The organism is Vibrio sp. RE88, assembly GCF_013113835.1.
Lineage (GTDB): Bacteria > Pseudomonadota > Gammaproteobacteria > Enterobacterales > Vibrionaceae > Vibrio.
In genome coordinates, this window is sequence record NZ_VTYQ01000003.1 from 370,353 (window position 1) to 391,865 (window position 21,513).

The window sequence follows — 21,513 nt, forward strand, 5'->3', positions numbered from 1 at the left end:
AGAATCGATTGTTTGTATTATGGGTGGGACACTCTCACCACGCACGAATGAGGGTTGTAGGCTCGGCGCACCGATTCAACCGGCCACAAAAACTCTAATGTTAACTCGCCCCAAGCGAATATATTCCCCTTCAAGCACATTTGAGCTCGGGTAAGTTGTTGGCTAGCCATAAGAAGCTCCGGCTGCCAGTCGCGTAGCAACACCTCTAGGCCACCAGCATGGTCACCATCGGTATGAGATAAAATTAACATATCCAGCTTACTCACACCGTGATACTGAAGAAAAGGCGTAATCACCTGCGCAGCAATGCTGCTCCCCTCCCACGCAATTCCGGTATCGTAGATAATGGCTCGCGAACCTTGCTTCACTACAATAGCCAAGCCATGACCAACATCCAAAACAAAGACCTGCCATGCCGACTTCTCTTTCCAGTCAATAACCCCAACCAACGCACACAATATAAGTAGCGCTTTTCCGTAATTGCTAAGCAAAGTAAAGGATAACAGCAGCAACAGCCCCACGACGGACAAACTTACTAGGGAGTGGCTTAATGGAACCCAACTGCTGTCAGCGAAAGAAAGTGCATAGAACACAGGTACAATAGTGATATCAACCCATTGCCAAAACACGGATACATTCAAAACAGCTTCAGCCACTAATGCCAACAAACTTAGCGGCACGACAACGAAGCTGAACCACGGAACGAAGATAAGGTTGTATGCAAAGCTGGCTAAGCTCAGGCCTTGAAACGATATTGCCACTATTGGTGTCATCCCGATAACCAAAGCCAATTGCAGCACAAATACATTTACCCAAGGTGACCACGATCTATTCTGCAACGAAACAAACATCAAAATTATCGCAACTGCCCACATAGACAGCCAAAGGCCTGATGATGCCGCTGAAAACGGGTCAATCAGTAAAAGCCAAGATAGGATAATTAGCCATTTATAGCTTGCTGGGAGACGCTTAGAAGAGGTTATCAGCAACACTGCCAAACAACATGTCCACAACGCTCGTTGGGTGGGGATAGAAAATCCGGCTAACCAGGCATAGGAATAAGCACACACTATTGCTAGAACAAACGGGGCGGCTAATGCCGTGGGGAAAAGCCTAAGGAGTAATTTGCCAAAGCACCAACCAAGGTAAAACACGATACCGATATGCAAACCGGATATCGCGATAAGGTGACTCAGTCCACTCGCTTTTAGCTGCTCTTTCAGCTCGAAAGACAAGCTTTCTCGTACGCCAAACGTCAGTGCTAAAATCAAACCTTTGCTTGGCAGAGACTCTACCGAGTTCAACACTTGCTGATACAGCTCATAACGTACCGAACCAGCATGACGAGCCCAGTAAGGCGTCTTGATTACAACACTCGCTCTACCCACTATACGCTGCTGTAGTGCATATTTTTCTACATCAAAGCCAACATCATTGAGTAGACCCACGATAGGTTTAACCCTGACTCTGGCCCCAATCTCATCATCGGGAGAAAGCACAATTGGCGAAACAAGCCTTATTCGCGGCTGGGCAAACGTGTTTAATTCTTCACCATTAATTGATCTCACCACGACTTCCCCTTGAAAGCCGTGACTTATTTGCGTAAAAAAGCTGTCAACCTCCGCATTTATGGTAATATCCTGACCTGCTTGGAAAAGCATTGCTTGCTGATGGCGTAAAAGGTTACTGTGTATCACTAGTATCAGGCATGCGAACACAGGACCAACACACCACCTTAGCGATTTTGACCTTATACTGAGTATCAGGGTCAAGATACAGGGAAACAACCACTCCCATGATGGCATATACCACCAGAACTGAGCGGTTGATATAAGGAAAGAGAACGATATAAGCGTCCAGTAATTTAAGTAGAGAGTCATATTTCCCTATGCCAAGAAAATTCATCAAACGCTTTATGCCTGACCACGAAGTAATAAAGCGTCAGAAAGCACTCAAAATTTTTGGCAACGTGCTGTACAACCCAAACCTGTGGTGTCTCAATCGCCGCTCAGCGTCTGGGGCATTTGCTGTCGGCCTGTTCATGGCTTTCGTTCCCCTACCCAGCCAGATGATTATGTCCGCAGGTTTAGCCATTCTTTGTGGCGTAAACCTTCCGCTCTCCGTCGCCTTAGTATGGGTCAGTAATCCCATTACCATGCCTGTACTGTTTTACTTTGCTTATAAAGTTGGCGCTTGGGTGATGCATATCCCACCTCAGCCATTCCACTTTGAGCTTTCTTGGGAGTTCATCATGCACCAGATGAGTACCATTGGGCCTCCTTTCCTACTTGGTTGCATGATTTGCGGTATCGTATCGGCCATTGCAGGCTACTTCGGTATCAAAGCTCTGTGGCGCTATTCTGTTGTGCGAAGCTGGCAGCAAAGAAAGATCAGATTAGGTGGGTTACTTAAAAAGTAAAAATCGAACTGCTTGGTATTCGACGGTACAGTCAGACAATTGCAATTACGATGTTGTTTAAAAATGAAAAAGGACCATAACGGTCCTTTTTTGTTTTCTAGCGGAAGCGTTATTTCGCACTAAGCACACTCGCCGGATTGAGTTTGCTAGCACGCGACGCTGGGTACCAGGTTGCAAGCAAACTTAACACTATCGCCGTCCCCGATACTAAGCAGACGTCTGATATGTTGACTTGAGAAGGAAGAAAGTCGACAAAGTAAATATCACCTGACAAGAACTGGTGACCAATTAAATTTTCCAGCCCTTTAATCAGCTTGGTTAGATTCATTGCAACCGCTACGCCAAGAATACTGCCTACAACACTGCCTAAAACACCAGAAAACACACCCTGCCAAACAAAAATCCGCTTGATTAGCCCATCGGTACCGCCCATGGTCCTCAATATCGCAATCTCTGAGGCTCGATCTTTGACTGCCATCATCAGTGTCGACACAATATTGAAGCTAGCAACACCAATCACCAGTACCATGACCAAATACATAATTGTTCTGACGAGCTGAATATCTCGATATAAGAAGCCATAGTTTTGCTGCCAACTACGTAAGTAGACATACACATTTAGCGTGTTTCCGGCCTCTCGAACAATTTGCGTCGCATTCAAAACATCAGACACTTTCAACGACACACCTGTAACGGCCTCACCCAATTTGGCGTATTGCTGAGCATCTTTCAGAGGAACTAAAGCGAGGTTATGGTCAATCTGACCATTGAGTTTTAGCAACCCTGCGACTCTCACACGCACCCGCTTGGGAGCCTGTACTTTAGCTGTTGAACCCGAAGTTGGTATCATCAAGGTGATGTAGTCACCTTGCGACACCCCAAGCAAGTCAGCCACACCTTGCCCTAGTATCACTTGCTTATCGCCCGCTTTAAACTGAGACCAGACCGCTTTATCGATATACTGGCTCATATTCGAAACGGCAGATTCTTTATCGGGATCTATGCCTCTGACTTCAAGCGCTTTAAGTTGTTGGCCTTTCTCGGCCAATGCTGTGATCTTGACATAAGGTGCAGCAGCTTCAACTTTAGGGTGTTTCTCTGCTTGTTCAATAACCGACTGCCATTCCTCAATCGGGCCACGAACCCCCTCAAACTCTCCATGAGCAATAACGGACAATACTCGATCTTTGAGTTCACGCTCAAAACCATTCATCGCCGATAAGCCGATGATGATCACCGCTACACCCACCGCGATACCAATCGTTGAAGACAGTGAGATGAATGACACCATTTTATTACGCTGCTTAGCACGACTAAAACGGCCGCCAATAAACAGTGAAAGTGAAGAGAACAAATTACGCCTCCTCAACATTTAGCAATAGGCCATCTTGCATATGCAGTTGGCGATCCATCTTGCTCGCCAGTTCACCATCGTGCGTGACAACTAAAAATGCGGTCCCGGATTGTTCATTAAGCTCGCGCATCAAATCGTAGATTGCCAACGCGGTCTTATGATCTAAATTTCCGGTCGGCTCATCGGCCAATACCAAGTCTGGGCTGTTAACTAATGCGCGTGCGATAGCAACACGTTGACGTTCACCACCAGATAGCTCAGACGGGCGGTGATCCATGCGATGACTCAAGCCGACTTTATCCAGCAGCGCTTTCGCCGCCTCTTTCGCCTTAGCTGTTTTAGTTCCGCCGATAAGCAATGGCATGGCAACATTTTCCAGCGCACTAAAGTCCGCCAAAAGATGATGAAACTGATAAACAAAGCCAAGATGCTGGTTGCGAAGCTTAGCTTGCTTATTCGAACTCAGCTTAGAAAGGTTTTGGCCAAGAAAAGTGACTTCACCCTGAGTAGTATCATCCAAAGCACCTAAAATATGCAGTAAAGTACTTTTTCCTGAACCCGACGAGCCAATGATAGACACCAGCTCCCCTTTCTTTAAATCAAAACTCACGCCTTTTAGCACTTGAGTATCAAGAGAGCCCTCGCGGTATGTTTTACATATATTGTGACATTGAAGCAGGTTACTCATATCTCAAAGCCTCAGCTGGTTTAACGGAAGATGCACGATAAGAAGGGAAAAGCGTTGCTAATAGGCTTAGTGCAATAGCCAAAGCAACCACGATACTGATTTGAGTAGGGTTGATCACAATCGGTAGTTCGCCTCCTACGGCAAACAGAGCAATGCCCGCGCTCTCAAGTAGCGCGTTAATATTACTGGCTAGCAGCACGCCTAAAGTGCCACCAAATAAGGCACCAATGACTCCACTGCTTGCCCCTTGAACCATGAAAATCGCTAGAACTTGTCTATCTGTCATTCCCTGAGTTTTCAAAATCGCGACTTCAGACTGCTTTTCCATCACGACCATAATCAGAGCTGAAATAATGTTGAATGCGGCCACACCAACAATCAGACCTAGCATTAAGCCCATCATGTTTTTTTCCATACGGACGGCTTGAAACAGTTCGCCTCGTTGATCTCGCCAGTCTTGCCATTGCCAACCTTCTGGTAATGGCTGCTTACTCAGTTCGCCCACCACAAATGGGTCATCGAAAAACAAACGCCACCCAGTGATGGTGTCCTTCTTGAAGCGCAGTAAGCGCGCTGCATCATCAATATGAGTCAGCATGAGTTGACCATCAACATCTGAGCCTGTGTTGTAAATGCCTGCCACAGTAAAGATACGCTGACTCGGTATACGCCCCAGCGGTGTAAACTGACTCGCACTGGTCACCATCAGGCGCACTTTATCACCAAGCGATACATCCATCGCTCTTGCGAGAGTGTGACCAATGAACACTTGATACTTGCCAGCCTGAAGAGAAGATAATCGGCCTGCAATTAAATGGGATTCAATCGGGTCATGATCACTAGGCTTGATACCAATCAGTAGACCCGCGGAAAGATTGTCTGAGCTTTGAATCACCGCTTCACTTTGTACAATCGGCTCAGGGTGCGCCGCGGTAGACAATTGTTTGGCAAAATCAGGGATTGTTTCGGTATAAGGCGTTTTGCCATCCGCTTCAGACACAATAGCCTGAGGCAGTACGCCTAAAATGCGGCCTTTGAGCTGCGCTTCAAAACCGTTCATCACTGAAAGAACTGTCACCAGAGACATCACGCCAATTGTGATACCTGCGGTCGACATATAGGAAACAAAACGACTGAACCTATCACCGGAACGCCCGCGCAAATAACGCAAACCGATAAAGGTGGAAACCGGATGGAACATATATAAAACCAATAACGTTTGATAGGCGTTACTGTAACGATTTATAGCAGGCGGTTGTAGCCCCTAATTGCTAATTAGGCGTCAAAATGTGTGATAAACAATGACATACCTTGATTAGTTGCTTCTTATGACGATAATCAAAGGATAACTTAAAGGAATTTCCACATGTCTGATCAAGAATACTTTACTGTACACCACAAAATGACCGTGAATGTTGAGCCTCTGGCTCAAGATAAGGCATTTCCAAGCTTTGATCAGTTTGAAGGAGAAATTCCAGCGCCGTTTTTGGTGGCCAGCGAGTTTAGCCATCTTGATCTTCTTAATGATAATGCTCGTACTGAGTTGAAAAACAACGACTTCAGACATGTTATCGAACTGCTTGATACTCAAAATGCCAAACTGAACCTATTGCTGACGTTTATGCTTTCTCAACAAGATGACGAACAGTATCGACACCTCACTCAGTCGTTTGGTGCCAGCAAGTTCAGTTACACCGCGGACAGCGCGCTGGCAGTCGATACCAAAACACGAGTCAAAATGTTTATGGAGCACCCCTCTGCCGCTATCTATTGCTATGGCCATGTTGAGAGCTGCGAGCAACAGGATGATCAATACATTATTACGGTCAAATACGATTTATTGCGCGATCAGGATGAAGATCTCCTGATCAAAGCCGCTCTCTATCAGCAACAAAAATTACTTCGTCAGCGTTCACTGAATCGCGACAAACAATAATCCATTATGTCTAATACATCGCTTTTTAATCTGGCTAACCCATCTAGAGCCGGAGACAAAAAACAGGTCGGCAATTTACAGGGGGCAAGTTTAGCCCTTGCGATTGCTGAACTTGCTAATCAACATTCTAGTCATACCCTGCTCGCTGTTGCTGACCCGCAAACAGCCTTAAAACTGTTACAAGAAATCGAGCAGTTTACTCAGCAGGAAGTTTCCCTTTTCCCAGACTGGGAAACCTTGCCGTACGATAACTTTTCTCCCCATCAGGAGATCATTTCGGATCGTATCGCACGCTTGTACCAACTGCCGACACAAAACAGCGGGATTACCATCGTTCCCATCAACACATTGCTACAAAGACAGTCTCCTAGAGACTTCCTGATGCAGCATACCTTGATGGTCAAAGTCGGCGACCTTTACTCGTTGGAAAAGCTGCGTATTCAGCTGGAGAAATCCGGATACCGACACGTTGATCAAGTCTTTGGGCCTGGCGAATATGCCAGCCGCGGTTCCATCTTAGACCTCTTTCCTATGGGGGCCAGTGACCCATTCCGCATCGATTTTTTCGATGATGAGATTGATACGATTCGTACTTTCGACCCAGAAAACCAACGTTCAATTGACGACGTTCAAGAGATCAGGCTACTACCGGCTCATGAATTCCCGACCTCAGAGAGTGCGATTGAAGACTTCAGGATCCGCTGGCGTCAGAGGTTCGAAGCCAGACGTGAGCCCGAGTCCGTCTACATGCAGGTGTCTAAAGGAACTTGGCCTGCGGGTATTGAGTACTGGCAACCGCTGTTTTTTGAGCACACCGAAACCTTGTTTGACTACATTGCCGATGACAGCCAATTAATCACAGTCGGTGATTTAGAAGGCGCTATCGACCACTTCCTCAGTGATGTCGACTACCGATACGACCAACGCAAAGTAGATCCATTAAGACCTCTGTTGCCGCCAGAAGAATTGTGGCTAAAGAAAGATGAGCTCTATAGTCGCTTTAAAACGCTGCCTCAGGTACAACTCTCTGCTGATGCGGTTGTGGAAAAACAAGGGCGTACTAACCCAGCTATTCAACGGTTACCAGAGTTGGCTGTTCAGCACCAAAACAAGGAACCGATGTCGGCGCTACGCCAGTTTAGCGAAAACTTCACTGGTAAAATCGTTTTCTCAGTCGAATCTGAAGGCCGTCGCGAAGCACTCCTTGAACTGCTGCAACGCATAAAGCTTCGCCCGGTCGAACACGAAAGTTTCTCTGCCGCGACAAAAAGCAACGATAAATTCACCTTAGTACTGGGCGCCTCTGAACACGGTTTCCTGTTTGGAGAGAATCAGGTTTCTTTGATATGCGAAAGTGACTTACTCGGTGACCGAGTCATCCAGCGTCGCCGTAAGGATCGCAAAACCACCAACAGTGATGCCGTCATACGCAACCTTGCCGAGCTTAAGCCCGGTCAGCCTGTCGTTCACATCGACCACGGTATTGGCCGCTATATCGGGCTACAAACGCTGGAAGCAGGTGGAATGACAACCGAATACGTCACACTGGAATACCAGAATGACGCTAAGCTCTACGTACCGGTTGCGGCATTAAACCTGATCAGTCGCTACTCCGGTGGTGCAGAAGAATCCGCGCCACTACACAAACTGGGTGGTGAAGCTTGGGCGAAAGCGCGTCGCAGGGCTGCTGAAAAAGTCCGAGATGTGGCCGCAGAGCTGCTTGATGTCTACGCTAAACGAGAACTTAAGCCGGGTTATAAGTTTGCCCTCGATCGCGACCAGTACGCCACTTTCAAAGCTGGGTTCCCTTTCGAAGAAACCGATGATCAGTCCACGGCGATCAACGCGGTAATGTCCGATATGTGCCAAGCCAAAGCGATGGATCGTCTAGTGTGTGGTGATGTGGGCTTCGGTAAAACCGAAGTGGCGATGCGTGCTGCCTTTCTTGCCACGGACAACGGTAAGCAAGTGGCTGTCTTAGTCCCAACAACACTACTTGCCCAGCAACACTTTGAAAACTTTAGAGACCGCTTTGCCAACTTGCCGATTCGAGTCGAAGTACTGTCACGCTTCAAAACGGCTAAAGAGCAAAAGCAAGTACTGCAAGATATCGAAGACGGCAAAGTCGATTTGGTAGTCGGTACTCATAAGCTGCTTTCGAATGACATCAAATTCAAAGATCTTGGCTTGTTGATTGTCGATGAAGAACACCGCTTTGGTGTGCGACAAAAAGAGAAAATGAAAGCGATGCGCGCAGACGTTGATATTCTGACATTAACGGCAACGCCTATTCCAAGAACGCTGAATATGGCGATGAGTGGGATGCGTGATTTATCGATCATTGCAACACCACCAGCAAGACGACTGGCGATTAAAACCTTTGTTCGTCAACGCGATGATGCCGTTGTAAGAGAAGCCGTGCTACGTGAGATCATGCGTGGTGGGCAAATCTACTTCCTGCATAACCAAGTCGAAACGATTGAAAAAGTCGCTGCTGACTTAGAAAAGCTCATTCCTGAAGCGCGCGTTACCGTAGCGCACGGTCAAATGCGCGAACGTGAGCTTGAGCGCATCATGAATGACTTCTACCATCAGCGATTCAATCTATTGGTATGTACGACCATCATTGAAACCGGTATCGATGTCCCGACCGCCAACACCATCATTATGGATAGGGCCGACAACCTCGGGCTGGCGCAGTTGCACCAATTACGCGGTCGTGTTGGTCGTTCTCACCACCAGGCATACGCCTACTTACTCACGCCTCACCCTAAAGCCATGACTAAAGACGCCATTAAGCGTCTGGATGCGATTGCGTCACTGGAAGACTTAGGTGCTGGCTTTACGCTAGCCACTCACGACCTTGAAATTCGAGGTGCGGGTGAACTGCTGGGTGATGAACAAAGCGGACAAATTCAATCTGTCGGTTTTACGCTGTATATGGAGATGCTGGAACAGGCTGTTGAAGCACTTAAGGAAGGGAAAGAGCCTTCCTTAGACGAATTACTCAGAGAACAAACTGAGGTTGAAATGCGTCTACCGGCCCTTCTGCCAGATGACTATATTCCAGATATCAACACGCGCTTATCTATGTATAAGCAGATTGCCAGCGTATCAGACAAGGCCGAACTGGACGATCTTAAGATTGAACTGATCGACCGCTTTGGACTATTGCCAGATGCAACCAAGAATCTCCTTTCTGTATCAGAAATGAAACTTGAAGCCGGTTCTCTCAAAGTGAAGAAAATCGAAGCCCACGACAAAGGTGGATTCATCGAGTTCTATCCGGACGCTGACATTAATCCAATGTATTTGGTTAAACTATTGCAATCTCAGCCACAAAAATTCGCGATGGAAGGCCCAACTAAGTTCAAGTTTACGGTACCATTGGTCGACAGACGTAAGAGAATTCAATTTGTTGGTGATATGTTGGGCGAGTTCCAGCAGAACCTTTTACCACAAGCCTGATTTGGTCAGGCTTAACTAATTTTCCAAGGTGCGCTCACCTTATGATGGAGTTGTAATGAAAAAGCTGATCCCGCTACTACTTCTTGTTGTCGCGATGCCTTCATGGGCCCAGCGCCAATTTGATATAGAAGTGATCATTTTTAAGCGTGCGGTAAACCCAGAACAGACCGCTGAGTCTTGGCCAAATTCTGTGCCTGAAATTTCGATGAAACGAGTCGGTAATTTCAATGACGCCAGCTACCGCCAACAAAAAGGCGTTGAAATGCTACCCGCTTCATCTTATGAGTTAAACCCTCAAGCTCAGAAGCTAAAAAGTCACGCTGGCTTTAAAGTGCTCTTGCATACTGCATGGAGACAAGGCGACGGTAACCGCTATGTTGCGCCAACCTTCCATATTCAGGCTGGTCGAGATTTTTCAGGTCAATTCAATGCTGACGGTTCGCAGAAAGGTTCGGATATTGGTACAGAGGTCATCGACGGAGTCACTGAAGAAAGCATTGCAAAGCCACTGTATGAGTTGGACGGCAAGTTGCAAGTTTACGTCGAGCACTACCTTTATGCGGACGTTAAACTGGACTTGAAAGCACCAAGCGTACGTGATGTGACATTCGAAGCAAAACCTCTTGAGTTCACCCCCACAGACGACACGGTTGCCGAAGACACGGTTCAAGTCGGCTTGATGGAAGATGTGACGCCAACAGTACATACCGAAGAGTTTCTAAAGAGCTACCGCATGGACCAAAAACGCCGTATGCGAAGCACAGAAACCCACTTCTTAGATCACCCTCTGCTAGGGATGATTATTCAGGTCCGCCGTGTCGCACAATAATCTGAAATAAATAGCGTTCAACAGCCCTTTCAAGGGCTGTTTTTCTATAATGGAGCATTATGGGGCCGGATTACCACATCATCACACCCAGATTAGTTTTGAAGCTGATTCCTCAAGAAGATGCTGAAAAGCTAGCTCAATGTGTCGTTCAATCTCCCAGCCTTCACCGCTGGATAGATTGGTGCCATGATAAATTCACGATTAAAGAGGCAGAACGCTTTGTGCTTGCCACTCGATTGAACTGGGTGAAATCAGAAGCTTACGGTTTTGGCCTTTATCGTCGCAGTGATAATGCGCTGATTGGCATGGTCGCGATCAATGAGCTTTACCACACCTTTAATATGGCCAGTTTAGGCTATTGGCTGAATGACTCGTATCATAAACAAGGCTATGCGAAAGAAGCCTTAGATGCGCTAATCGAGTTTTGCTTCGCGCAACTTAAAATCACGCGTATTGAGGTCGTTTGTGATCCCGACAATATTCCAAGTCAAAAACTGGCCGAATCCTGCGGCGCACAGTTTGAAGTAAGCGCTGCAAACCGCTACCTATTCAATGGACAACCCAAGCAAGGGCTCGTGTATTCCATCATCCCAACAAAAGACAAATAATCTCAATAAAAATGATTAACAATAACTTTAGAGGTTTTAACGTTTAGTAAAGTTATTTAACTCTCCGATATTCGAACATGTCAGATAGTATGATCGTCCGATTAAAAGAAAACTAAGAAAAACAAAATGATCATCTTCAACTCAGACTCAGTAGGCTCACTGCTCAAACTACTCTTAGACGATACCAAAGTATCAAAAAGCTACTACTTCAATGATGGTTCGGACAACCACAAGTTGGCTTGTTTTGATGAAGTTACTGACTTGTTTGACGTAAATGGTTGTATGCAGAGCATTGTTACCAGTTACCAACTCCACTTTATTGGCGGACTATCGCTCAAGGTCAAGCGCTTAGGTAATGAGTACCAGATTGTCGGTAAGCTTTCTCTCAATACCAAGAATAAAGAGGAAAGCCCGCTAGCGCATGTAGCTGAGTTCCATTTCTAAATATTCGTTAATTCACTGCCTTTGAATAAACGAAAAAGAGCACCCTCGGGTGCTCTTTCTTTTCGTTGTGATTAGTGCAGCTTGAGATTAGGGCGAAGCACTCGGTTTATCCGCCCCATCAAAATAATCAATGCGGTTTTGAACAAGCCATGTAGAGCCATCTGATGCAGGCGATACAAGGAAATGTACACCACTCGAGCAATACGCCCTTCTACCATCATAGAGCCTTTGGTTAAGTTGCCCATTAAGCTTCCCACGGTCGAGAACTGGCTCAAAGAAACCAAAGAGCCTTTATCTTTGTAGACATAAGCTTTCAGTTCACGTCCATTGAGCTTAGCCACTATATTAGAAAACGCGCAGCTCGCCATTTGGTGCGCCGCTTGAGCTCGAGGTGGCACAAATGATCCATCGGCTTGGGTGCACTGAGCCAAATCACCAATCACGAAAATGTCATCATCGAGAGTCGTTTGCAGTGTGTCTTTCACGATGAGCTGATTGATTCGGTTAGTTTCCAATCCACCAATATTTTTCACAAAGTCAGGCGCTTTAATCCCCGCAGCCCAAACCATAATTTGAGCAGGGATCTTTTCGCCATCTTTAGTAGTAAGGCCATCTGCACCCGCTTCCGTCACCATGGTTGTGGTGCGTACATTCACACCTAACTTAGTTAACTCGTGGTGCGCAGCGCTGGAAATTCTTGCTGGCAGTGCAGGTAGGATACGCTCACCGGCTTCAATCAGGTTGACGTTTAACTTGCTGGAGTCAAGGTCGCCAAAACCATAGGTACGAAGCTCTTTCACGGCATTATGCAGTTCTGCCGACAATTCAACACCTGTTGCGCCCGCGCCTACAATGGCAATATCAACGGAGCCATGACCATGCTTGGCGTGTAGCTTGAGGAACTCATTGTTCATCTCAGTTCTAAATTTATAAGCCTGCTCTGTACTATCAAGGAAAATACAGTGCTCTCTTACGCCAGGGGTATTGAAGTCATTAGAAGTGGAGCCCAACGCCATAATAAGGATGTCATACTCAAGCTCACGGCCTGGCATCAAAAGCTCATCATGCTCATCTCTGAGTTCGCCCAGCGTGATAACTTTGCGCTCTCTGTCGATGTCTTCAAGGCTACCCATTTGGAAGTCAAAGTGGTGGTTTTTCGCATGGGCGCGGTAGCTCAACGCATCTACACCTTCATCCAAAGAACCTGTTGCCACTTCGTGTAAAAGCGGTTTCCATAAATGACTGGCTTTGCGATCCACTAGGGTCACTTTTGCCCGTCTTTTACGACCTAATGTACGACCTAGTTTGGTAACAAGCTCCAATCCGCCTGCACCGCCGCCTACTACGATAATTCGAGTCACAGCAACTTTCCTCTAAAGATAAAAACTATGTTTCGAGTCGAAGAGTTCGCCCCGATGAAATTGTGTAATGTTGGCCAATCTGCTGAATCAAATTCAGTCTTACGATTCGAGGGCCATTAGAGGTTTTTTCGTCAAATACAACGCGATAATTGGAATTACAGTCTGATGACTCAAGGCTAACGTGCTCGGGCATTAGCTCAAAGTGGGCAAACTTATTGTTCGCTCTCAATTTTTTTTGACATTTATCAAAAATTTATAGTTGATTCATTATATAGGGCAGAGTGTGCCGCGCAACAAAAGATTACGCTAATCACACTTAATTTTTCCTTAATTTCTATTCGAGTGAATAACAAAAAAGCGACGTGCTGGATTGACGTCGCTTTTGTAGAAATTTGGCTATAAATGGCGTTTAGCTGTGAGCTTTAAACGCCTTAATGGTCTGCAGATGTTGAGAGATTTTCTTAAACTTATGGCTCTCATTTTCATCCCAGATAACTTGGTAGTGTTTCTCAAGTGCCTGAGCCGTCTGGCGGTTGTCATGCACCTCATCATCTTTAGATAAGATCACCAGACAACGATCTTTGTTTTTGCTACGAAACTCTTCAACACATTTTGTGGCGATATCTTCATACTCTTCAGGACGATCAATACGTCCCTGCATGTTATTTTCTGGATGCAAGTTAGGGTTAAAAATCACCTGCTTGATACCGCATAAGAAGCCGATTCGCTCAGACCAATAACCGCCTAGCCCGACTCCACAAATAATGGCGTTGCGATCACCAGATTGCTCGATCGCTTTATGCACCTCTTTGAGCAAATGCTGCATATCATGCTTGGGATGCAAAGTGCTGTAGTTAACAAAGCGGACGTCTTCGTCAATGAACTGCAACTGGAGTACTTTTTCGTGGTTTCCCGGACTGGTGGAGTCGAAACCATGTAAGTAAATAATCATTCTATCACCCTCGATTCTTATCGGCTTAATCTACCACGAATATTAAGGTTTTAAAGCCAGCGTATAGAATTTAATGTACGAGGGGCTCAAACAGTGATCTTAGCTACAAAACGTGTCGCGCAAAGTTTGCGCTTGAGCGAGGTACTGTTCATCACCCCATAGCTGATAGGCAAGCAAATACCACAGCATCGCCATCATAGTCGCTCTAGGTTGCCATGCCATCACACCTTCAACCCAATCATCGACACCTTCTATTTCTCTAAGTTGGCAATATCGATAAACGGATTCAAGTGGCTTTTCTCCCATCACCCCAATACTTAACGTAAGATCCAGTCTGGGGTCAGCCATTGAGGCATACTCCCAGTCGATAACCATATTGCCTTCCGAATTCTTGACCATATTATAACCAGCCAAATCAAAGTGACATAAGGTGCTACCAATGTCAGCGAGGCTCGGAGCACTTCGCCACCGCTGGTAGATATCCAGATAATCATCAGACTTTAGGTCTTCTCGCAGCAGCATCCAGTAGTGATCGACACGAGCGGTAAAGTTAAATGGAGCGACAGGGATTCGAGTCGTCTCTAAGCTGTGGATTTTGATCATTGTTTTGAGCAAAGAGTCAAAAGGCAAACAATCAGTCAATGATTCACCTTCTATCCACTCCACCAACAACCCTTGTTCGTTGATGTGAATAGCTTTAGGTGCAAGGTGGGAATCTTCGATCGCTGTCAGGATTTGATATTCCTGAAAACGTGAAATGGAAAAGGCTTTGGTTATCGAAGTGTTGGGGCGCCAGACAAAACAATCGCCGCTTTGGGTTACAACCTTCCAGCAGCGATTGGTCAGGCCTCCGGTTAGCGTTTGAGCGTAATCCGGAGAGATAGAAAAGAAGTGATCTAATGACTTCAATGAACCGTCTAGTTGACATGCCTCATGCCACGACATCCTTGCCATAAATCACTCCTCTATCGATTAAAGACCTAAGAAGCTCTTAGACTCTTGTTTGCGGATTTCAGTTTCATCTGCCCATTCAATCAGGCCTGTTTCCAAATCCATCAGACGCATTGTCATCTTGTAGTATACGTCTTTGTCACTACCACCTGCTTTAGCAATGCTCGACAAGTTGCCGTATAGCATGTACTGGGCGCCAACCATTTTACCAAACTGAATTGCAGTGCTTTGGTTTACAAGCTCATCATTGTTTTGGAAGTTAAGTTGCTCGCGAACAGATTCAACGCGGTCCATATCAACAAAGCGGAACTTACCAGAGTTCAACATCTTAGTACTGATAGTATCGGTAATCGATTCAGTATCAATGTGTTCGCTTGTCTTATTCTTGATACGTTCAACAAAAACAATCGGACGAGAGTCACGGGTAATAGCTGATACAGAGCCCGACATCATCATGCTATCGACCATTTCGCCCGCAATTTTCTGCAGATCTGTTGAGCCAAAATCAATCGTTGTAGTCTCAACCGCCTGTGCATCACCGTAGCTGACTTTGTTCGAACAACCGCCCAGGATGACAGCCAAGCCAAGTAATGCGATAACACTTTTTTTCATTCTTGGTTCCTCAAATCTTTATAGAATCTTGTGTTATGAGTGTATGACTAAAGTTAGTGGACTTTAGTTCGATTTAGTTATCATTTTCGCGAATCTGAACGCGGAACTGCGTGCCATTCGGATTCACTGAAACTTCAGAAATAGCGATCGTTTCCATACCTCGAATGATCGCTTGACGCCATGGGCCCAGCTTGTTGTTTACTTCAAGGCCGTTATCGTCGTACCAGTAAAATCTGTACTGAATATGCTGGTCACCTTTGTATTGGCTAGCGAGTCGAACAATACCTCGAGCACGACCATCGACCTGGGTAGTAGAGATATCTTCAATTTGTAGGCGACCCGCTAACACGTTGTCTCCAAACAAAACGGTTTGCGACTCACCGTCAATACGTAACCCAGCCGTGTTGCTAGAACAACCTGCCATTACTAACGCAGCCACTGCTGCAATAAGCCACTTTTTCATCGAATTTTTCCTAACTGTTTATGCCAAATTGTAGCATTGCTGCCCTGACGAGAGATCCAAACGATAGTGGTTCGCCCCGCCTCAACGTCAAATTGGTGTTGCTGTTCACCAACAACGATAGTTTGAGTACCCGGCTCAACTACAGAGCTGCTACTGCGAATTTCACCCGGTAGTGTTAACCAACTGCGCGTATCTGGTTGCTCTGTCAATGTATTCCAGATGTTCAATATTGCATTGCCTAGCTCATCGTCTTTCGCAGCGCCTTTGCGTAGCTCGTCTTTAGCCCAAACACGAAGCGCCTGACGGATGATAATAGTCGGCATTCGCTCTGACAGGTCACGCTGTGCCATTAAGTTAACATCCGTCAGTAAGTCACTTTGAAGCTTTTCGCCGTTAAGCTGCATAGGCGAAAATGATTGGCTTACTTGTTTAGGGTAATAAGGCAACGCAATGGTATACAAAGCACCGTTCCCACGGCTGTCATACAGCGGCAGAGTTTGCTTCCAACCTTGCAAAGCATCTACTACACCCTGCTCTTCCAATACAATGACTCTTGCTTTGTCACTATCAAGGAAATGAGCTTTGCCATAACGTTTCTCCAGTTGGACGAGGTCTTCATTCATACCCAAGCGTTTAGCGACACGTTTCGCGCCATCAATCACTTGAGCATTATCAGGCATCACCGCCAATGCGCGTCGATAGTCAACGTAGGCATCATTCAATGCATTATCGGCTTCGTACAAAAGCGCTGATAAGTACAGCAGATAGCCATTCTGCACTGCCTGCAAGGTTTTACCTGCATCAGGATAATTAGACAGCACACTACCCAGATTAGGACTTAATCCCTGCGCTTGCATGTCATTTTGTGCAGACTCCAGCTCTCTTTCTCGGTCTTTGCGCGCTTGTTCCTGCACTTGGTTTGCTCTGCGCATTTCAATCAAGGCACCTTCAAGGCTGTTCTTCTTGAGGTAATTCAATCCTAGATAGAGATGCAAAAAGCCCAATTCATAGTCGGCTGGTTTATAGATATCCAAGTTATCGTTAACAGCCAACGCGCCAACACTGGTCGCCGTTTCTGTCACCGATATTGTGGCTTTGTCTTGTTGAACTCGAACCGCGTTATCACTTGCTTCAAATGCAGACTTACTGTCTTCGTACTGCTGGTTAAGCAAGTACACTCGCCCTTTTTCGAAGTTATCAAGAATGTCACCTGCCACCTCTTCAGGTAAGGCTTCTTCCGCCTTTTGATACTGGCCCGTTTTGACCGTCTGATAGACTTCGTTGTTTTGAGCACTGTAGTGGCTAAATAAGTTTCCAGCCGATAGATTGGCACATGCAGAAAGAGCAGCAGAGCTGAATATCACGAATGCGAGTCGAACGTGTTTACGCACTTCGTACTCCGAATTATTTATTAGAATTTCATCATCGTCGCGATTGGACAACGGTATTGATAAAAAGTTTGCATGAATACCGCTATCCTCAAAAAAAGTGTTTAACCTTAACTCATCAACATTGGGCCAAGTGGTCGTCCACCGACCAAATGCATGTGGATGTGATACACCTCCTGACCACCATGAGAGTTACAGTTAACAATCAAGCGGTATCCATCTTCGTCAATGCCTTCTTCTTTCGCCAATTTACGAGCAACAGTAAACATGCGTCCCATTGTCGCTTCATCCGCTTCTTCGATGTCGTTTGTTGTTGGAATCAACTTATTAGGGATGATCAAAATGTGACTTGGCGCACGTGGGTTGATATCGCGAAATGCCGTGACCAGATCATCTTGGTACACCACGTCGGCAGGGATTTCTTTGCGAATAATTTTACTGAAAATGGTTTCTTCGGCCATGAAGCACTCCATTAAGTGTTGTTTTCGTTGAACGTTGCAAAGGAGTATGCGCTAAGCTTGCCCAGATCACAATAAAAAACAGTGTTCACTTAACATATACACCGTACTGATAGTAGCAGATGGCTAAATTTGTATTATGCGTCATAAAATGCGTGTCTCGCTATCAATACAATGACTCTCTTTTTGTTAATTTTTTAAGACATTAAGTATTTAGGGAGAGATCTATGAAAGGCTCAGTGATCAAGCGTATGTACGCTGGGTTTGCATTGATCATCATAATGTTTGTTATTTCAACCATTATGACAATGCGAGGAATGCAACAAATTCACACCAACTTTGGCAGTGTGTCTAACACCGCTTTACCTTTGGTATCGCAGTCTAACCAAACCAGTGTTTACCTGCTCTCTGCTGACAAACTTTTTAAAGACTTTTTGACAACGCAGAGCTCTGAGCGAATGGATGAAATTCGTGCGCAGTTTGAAGAGGCGAAAAGTCGCTACGACCAAGCTCTTCAAGATTTAGCTAAAGCTAGTGCAGGCAACGCTGAACTCCAAGCAAGCATCGAACAGCTAAAAGAGATGGAGCTGCGATACTTTACCGAAGCCGATGCCGCAATGAACAATTACCGCAATATGTTTGCCGCCCAAGCTGATGTTCAGAAATCATCACGCCGCTTCCAGCGCCTGCATTCAGAGCTCGGTGTTGGAATGAAAGAGTATGTCGATGACCAGAGCAGCATCTCAGTGAAAGTAATGGCTAAAAGCTACTTTATTAAACTGAAAGATGCAGAGGTTATTACGTCTGACGCTCTCGCGAGCAGTGATTTAGAGCTAGTAAATAAAGCGGTCGCCAAAAACAAAAAAGCCGTCACACATCTTAATTACGCTTATCGCGGCCTAACCACGCAGATGCCTGAAATTAAGAAGGTATTTGATGAGTCAGTACAGCAGTTCACCACGGATATTGGTAAAAAAGGTGGCGTACTCGATCAACACGCTTCGTACTTGCAAGCTAAAGCGGCATTGTATGCCAATATTGCTAACCTGACTCTGGAAGTGGATAACACGATGGCAGTGCTCACCTCCTTCAGTGAAGCTGCGCAACAAGGCCTGCATGCTTCTCTAGCGGAGGCGAGCGAAGTTTACGACCAAGGGGTGATCAATTCAGTCGCATTGGGCGTTCTTGTCATTGCCTTAGCTCTGGGTATCGGTTATCACATCGCGCATAGTGTGCGCACGCCACTTACTCGTATCCTTTCAACACTTGAAAGTCTGACACAAGGCGATATGACTCAGCGCATTGAAAATCGCCACAACAATGAGTTCAGCCGTGTAAGTGGCCATATCAACTCACTGGCAGACAATCTTCACGACATTTTGAAGAAGCTCAACAGCGCTTCAGATAACCTAACCGATACTGCTAACATCAACCAACAAACCTCCTCCCAAGCGCAATCACAGCTCAGTCAGCAACGTGAACAAACCGCTAACGTCGCTACTGCGATGACGGAAATGGCGCACTCGGTTCAAGAAGTCGCGCAAAGTGCACAAAGCTCACAACAGATGGTTGAGCAGGTTGAAACCGCCTCTGAGTCTGGTCGTCAGATCATGAATGACAACATAACCACCATTAACCAACTCGAAAACCGCCTCACCCAGTCGGTCGACGCCGTTAAAGATCTCCAGAGTATGAGTAGCCAGATTGGCTCGATTTTGGATGTGATTCGTAACATTGCTGAACAAACGAACCTACTGGCGCTCAATGCTGCGATTGAAGCCGCGCGAGCAGGTGAACAAGGACGTGGGTTTGCCGTTGTAGCAGATGAAGTTAGGGTGTTAGCTCAACGAACGACAGAATCAACGTCAGAGATTGAAAACATGATCAGTAACCTGCAAAACAGCTCTACATCTGCCAACAAGGTGATTCAAAGCTGCATGGATGATATGGATCAATCGGTGGCTCAAGCTTCCAATGCCAACAGCGCAATGGAGGAAATTCAGGCATTGATTATTGAAATCAGCCAAATGAGTGGACATATCTCTCAAGCCGCCGCTGAACAAAGTGAAACTACTGGAGAAATTGCTCGCAACATTGATGAAATCAATCAGATTGCTGACACCAGCTACCAAGCCATGGCTCAAATCGCACAAACTAGTACGGATTTGACTCAGTTAGCCAATCAACAAGGCGAACTGGTGCATCGCTTCAAACTCTAGTTTTGTAAAGACAATGCAAATTATTCACTCAGGGCGGTTAATTTCATTAATCGCCCTTGTTTTTTATATGCGCTGTCGTTATATGGTTAGTAAGGCTTGCCCACTTCTCACTTCACATTTTTCGCAAGCCAAGCATGAGGAAGGTTTATGGCAGTTCATGTTGGCATCATTGATCAGGACCCAATTCGATTAGTCACTCCATTATTGGATAACCGGACCGTCAGTGATCACATCGTTTTTATTGGTGTTAAGGGCCAGAAAGATATGTACCATCGCTTGCATAGTGTTCTGGCTAAAAGAGACATTACATCAGAGTTTTTTGAGATTCCGAATGTCGCAAATACTTCACGGATTAAGCGTGCTGTTGGCATTCTGGCTGACGACCTTAATGCACGTGGTGAAGACGTTAAGTTAAACGCCAGTTGTGGACTGCGTCATCGTCTGCTGTCTGTTTATGAGGTATTTCGTACTTTTCATTGGCCGATTTTTGTCGTCGAGCCAAACAGTGACCGTCTTTGCTGGCTATACCCAGACGGCAAAGAAGATACTCAAGTGGAAGACCGAATTACGATTGACGACTACCTAACGGTATTTGGGGCAAGGGGCGAATTTAACGACCAGCAACTTCCACCACAGCTGGATCAGAAACTGTATGAACTTGGTGAGCGATGGGCAAGTAATGCGCTTGAGCTTGGTCCAGGCTTAGCAACGCTTAACTATCTCGCAACAACGTGTCGTAAAGAGCAAAAGCTCGATGTTGCACTGTCAGAGAAACAACAAGGCTACCGCGAGCTCAACATGCTGCTCAGTGACTTAGTTGAAGCCGAGATTGCGACTTACGAGAATGGCGTACTGACCTTTGCAGATGAAGACGCTCGTCGTTTCTCAAATGGTGAATGGCTAGAGACGTTAGTTCACAGTACCGTACGTCAGATCCAAAAAGATATGCCAACCATTCAGGATCATTCACTCAATGTGCAGGTTTATCGTCAGCTTGGTGATCGCGAAGTGCGTAACGAGCTTGATGTCGCCTCGGTTGCCAATAACAAGCTGCATATTATTGAGTGTAAAACCAAAGGTATGCGCGATGATGGCGACGACACCTTGTATAAGCTCGAATCCTTGCGCGATCTGCTGGGTGGTCTTCAAGCGCGAGCCATGTTGGTCAGCTTCCGTCCTTTGCGCTACAACGATATTACACGAGCTGAAGATCTTGGATTAGCTCTGATCGGCCCAGATGAATTGAAAGACTTAAAAACGCACTTAACCAACTGGTTTAAAGAAGCGGGAGGATACGACGATTGCGATGTCTGCTAGATAAATTCAGACCTAAAAGACAAAAACCCGCCAATCGGCGGGTTTT

The 21,513-nt window shown here is 46.0% G+C and carries 19 protein-coding genes; 8 read left to right on the forward strand and 11 right to left on the reverse strand.

Annotation, left to right across the window (positions count from 1 at the left end):
• Positions 1–17: 17 nt before the first annotated feature.
• Positions 18–1,880 (reverse strand): DNA internalization-related competence protein ComEC/Rec2, encoded by a 1,863-nt coding sequence (locus F0265_RS07810; protein ID WP_345775862.1) that lies wholly within the window; start codon positions 1,878–1,880, stop codon positions 18–20.
• An 8-nt stretch (positions 1,881–1,888) separates the two neighbouring features.
• Here F0265_RS07810 and F0265_RS07815 point away from each other — a divergent pair, with 8 nt between their 5' ends.
• Positions 1,889–2,419 carry a DUF2062 domain-containing protein gene (locus F0265_RS07815; protein ID WP_006959060.1) on the forward strand — a complete coding sequence of 177 codons (531 nt, stop codon included), beginning with the start codon at positions 1,889–1,891 and terminating at the stop codon, positions 2,417–2,419.
• Positions 2,420–2,528: 109 nt separating this feature from the next.
• On the opposite strand, the gene lolE is transcribed toward F0265_RS07815, so the two are convergent.
• Genes lolE through lolC form a run of 3 tightly spaced genes read right to left on the reverse strand, consistent with a single transcriptional unit; the run spans position 2,529 to position 5,662 of the window.
• The gene (gene lolE / locus F0265_RS07820; protein ID WP_171748456.1) at positions 2,529–3,773 is read right to left on the reverse strand and encodes a lipoprotein-releasing ABC transporter permease subunit LolE; all 1,245 of its coding nucleotides are present in this window, start codon (positions 3,771–3,773) and stop codon (positions 2,529–2,531) included.
• Position 3,774: 1 nt separating this feature from the next.
• On the reverse strand, positions 3,775–4,461 hold the full coding sequence (gene lolD, locus F0265_RS07825; RefSeq protein ID WP_171340285.1) for a lipoprotein-releasing ABC transporter ATP-binding protein LolD: 687 nt from the start codon (positions 4,459–4,461) through the stop codon (positions 3,775–3,777).
• A complete protein-coding gene (gene lolC, locus F0265_RS07830) occupies positions 4,454–5,662 on the reverse strand; it encodes a lipoprotein-releasing ABC transporter permease subunit LolC (RefSeq protein WP_064488376.1) in 1,209 nt (402 codons plus the stop codon). The genes lolD and lolC overlap by 8 nt, the downstream gene beginning before the upstream one ends.
• A 165-nt stretch (positions 5,663–5,827) precedes the next feature.
• Between lolC and F0265_RS07835 the strand changes: the two genes are divergently transcribed.
• From F0265_RS07835 to F0265_RS07855, 5 genes are all read left to right on the forward strand, one after another.
• Complete coding sequence (locus F0265_RS07835) at positions 5,828–6,397, forward strand: PilZ domain-containing protein (protein ID WP_171748457.1); 570 nt, start codon at positions 5,828–5,830, stop codon at positions 6,395–6,397.
• 6 nt (positions 6,398–6,403) lie between these two features.
• On the forward strand, positions 6,404–9,865 hold the full coding sequence (gene mfd / locus F0265_RS07840) for a transcription-repair coupling factor (protein ID WP_171748458.1): 3,462 nt from the start codon (positions 6,404–6,406) through the stop codon (positions 9,863–9,865).
• A gap of 55 nt (positions 9,866–9,920) precedes the next feature.
• Entirely contained in the window at positions 9,921–10,694 is a 774-nt protein-coding gene (locus F0265_RS07845; protein ID WP_171748459.1) for a peptidoglycan binding protein CsiV, read from the forward strand.
• A gap of 59 nt (positions 10,695–10,753) precedes the next feature.
• On the forward strand, positions 10,754–11,302 hold the full coding sequence (locus F0265_RS07850) for a GNAT family N-acetyltransferase (protein WP_171748460.1): 549 nt from the start codon (positions 10,754–10,756) through the stop codon (positions 11,300–11,302).
• 126 nt (positions 11,303–11,428) lie between these two features.
• Positions 11,429–11,746, forward strand: coding sequence for a hypothetical protein (locus tag F0265_RS07855; RefSeq protein ID WP_171748461.1), 318 nt, complete (start codon positions 11,429–11,431; stop codon positions 11,744–11,746).
• A gap of 71 nt (positions 11,747–11,817) precedes the next feature.
• Here the strand turns inward: F0265_RS07855 and F0265_RS07860 are convergent, their stop codons facing one another.
• The 7 genes from F0265_RS07860 to hinT all read right to left on the reverse strand — a co-directional run bounded on the left by F0265_RS07860 (position 11,818) and on the right by hinT (position 17,934).
• On the reverse strand, positions 11,818–13,107 hold the full coding sequence (locus F0265_RS07860; protein WP_171748462.1) for an FAD-dependent oxidoreductase: 1,290 nt from the start codon (positions 13,105–13,107) through the stop codon (positions 11,818–11,820).
• A gap of 409 nt (positions 13,108–13,516) precedes the next feature.
• Positions 13,517–14,059 carry an alpha/beta hydrolase YcfP gene (ycfP, locus tag F0265_RS07865; protein WP_171748463.1) on the reverse strand — a complete coding sequence of 181 codons (543 nt, stop codon included), beginning with the start codon at positions 14,057–14,059 and terminating at the stop codon, positions 13,517–13,519.
• A gap of 99 nt (positions 14,060–14,158) precedes the next feature.
• On the reverse strand, positions 14,159–15,013 hold the full coding sequence (locus F0265_RS07870) for a phosphotransferase (RefSeq protein ID WP_171748464.1): 855 nt from the start codon (positions 15,011–15,013) through the stop codon (positions 14,159–14,161).
• 18 nt (positions 15,014–15,031) lie between these two features.
• Complete coding sequence (gene lpoB, locus F0265_RS07875; RefSeq protein WP_006959073.1) at positions 15,032–15,622, reverse strand: penicillin-binding protein activator LpoB; 591 nt, start codon at positions 15,620–15,622, stop codon at positions 15,032–15,034.
• A gap of 73 nt (positions 15,623–15,695) precedes the next feature.
• Positions 15,696–16,085, reverse strand: coding sequence for a YcfL family protein (locus F0265_RS07880; RefSeq protein ID WP_171748465.1), 390 nt, complete (start codon positions 16,083–16,085; stop codon positions 15,696–15,698).
• Entirely contained in the window at positions 16,082–17,476 is a 1,395-nt protein-coding gene (locus tag F0265_RS07885; protein WP_171748466.1) for a hypothetical protein, read from the reverse strand. Before F0265_RS07885 ends, F0265_RS07880 begins: the two co-directional genes overlap by 4 nt.
• Positions 17,477–17,583: 107 nt before the next feature.
• Positions 17,584–17,934, reverse strand: a complete 351-nt coding sequence (gene hinT / locus F0265_RS07890; RefSeq protein ID WP_171748467.1) for a purine nucleoside phosphoramidase — start codon at positions 17,932–17,934, stop codon at positions 17,584–17,586.
• Positions 17,935–18,158: 224 nt separating this feature from the next.
• Here hinT and F0265_RS07895 point away from each other — a divergent pair, with 224 nt between their 5' ends.
• Both F0265_RS07895 and F0265_RS07900 read left to right on the forward strand, forming a co-directional pair.
• Complete coding sequence (locus tag F0265_RS07895; protein WP_171748468.1) at positions 18,159–20,150, forward strand: methyl-accepting chemotaxis protein; 1,992 nt, start codon at positions 18,159–18,161, stop codon at positions 20,148–20,150.
• A gap of 147 nt (positions 20,151–20,297) precedes the next feature.
• Positions 20,298–21,467 carry a DUF1887 family protein gene (locus F0265_RS07900; protein ID WP_171748469.1) on the forward strand — a complete coding sequence of 390 codons (1,170 nt, stop codon included), beginning with the start codon at positions 20,298–20,300 and terminating at the stop codon, positions 21,465–21,467.
• The last annotated feature ends 46 nt before the right edge of the window (positions 21,468–21,513 follow it).

Bases quoted from the DNA above. Each gene is read 5' to 3' on its own strand.
- F0265_RS07810 (WP_345775862.1), bottom strand. From the start codon at position 1,880: ATGACTCTCTACTTAAATTACTGGACGCTTATATCGTTCTCTTTCCTT.
- F0265_RS07815 (WP_006959060.1), top strand. From the start codon at position 1,889: ATGCCAAGAAAATTCATCAAACGCTTTATGCCTGACCACGAAGTAATA.
- lolD (WP_171340285.1), bottom strand. From the start codon at position 4,461: ATGAGTAACCTGCTTCAATGTCACAATATATGTAAAACATACCGCGAG.
- lolC (WP_064488376.1), bottom strand. From the start codon at position 5,662: ATGTTCCATCCGGTTTCCACCTTTATCGGTTTGCGTTATTTGCGCGGG.
- F0265_RS07835 (WP_171748457.1), top strand. From the start codon at position 5,828: ATGTCTGATCAAGAATACTTTACTGTACACCACAAAATGACCGTGAAT.
- mfd (WP_171748458.1), top strand. From the start codon at position 6,404: ATGTCTAATACATCGCTTTTTAATCTGGCTAACCCATCTAGAGCCGGA.
- F0265_RS07845 (WP_171748459.1), top strand. From the start codon at position 9,921: ATGAAAAAGCTGATCCCGCTACTACTTCTTGTTGTCGCGATGCCTTCA.
- F0265_RS07850 (WP_171748460.1), top strand. From the start codon at position 10,754: ATGGGGCCGGATTACCACATCATCACACCCAGATTAGTTTTGAAGCTG.
- F0265_RS07855 (WP_171748461.1), top strand. From the start codon at position 11,429: ATGATCATCTTCAACTCAGACTCAGTAGGCTCACTGCTCAAACTACTC.
- ycfP (WP_171748463.1), bottom strand. From the start codon at position 14,059: ATGATTATTTACTTACATGGTTTCGACTCCACCAGTCCGGGAAACCAC.
- F0265_RS07870 (WP_171748464.1), bottom strand. From the start codon at position 15,013: ATGGCAAGGATGTCGTGGCATGAGGCATGTCAACTAGACGGTTCATTG.
- lpoB (WP_006959073.1), bottom strand. From the start codon at position 15,622: ATGAAAAAAAGTGTTATCGCATTACTTGGCTTGGCTGTCATCCTGGGC.
- F0265_RS07880 (WP_171748465.1), bottom strand. From the start codon at position 16,085: ATGAAAAAGTGGCTTATTGCAGCAGTGGCTGCGTTAGTAATGGCAGGT.
- hinT (WP_171748467.1), bottom strand. From the start codon at position 17,934: ATGGCCGAAGAAACCATTTTCAGTAAAATTATTCGCAAAGAAATCCCT.
- F0265_RS07895 (WP_171748468.1), top strand. From the start codon at position 18,159: ATGAAAGGCTCAGTGATCAAGCGTATGTACGCTGGGTTTGCATTGATC.
- F0265_RS07900 (WP_171748469.1), top strand. From the start codon at position 20,298: ATGGCAGTTCATGTTGGCATCATTGATCAGGACCCAATTCGATTAGTC.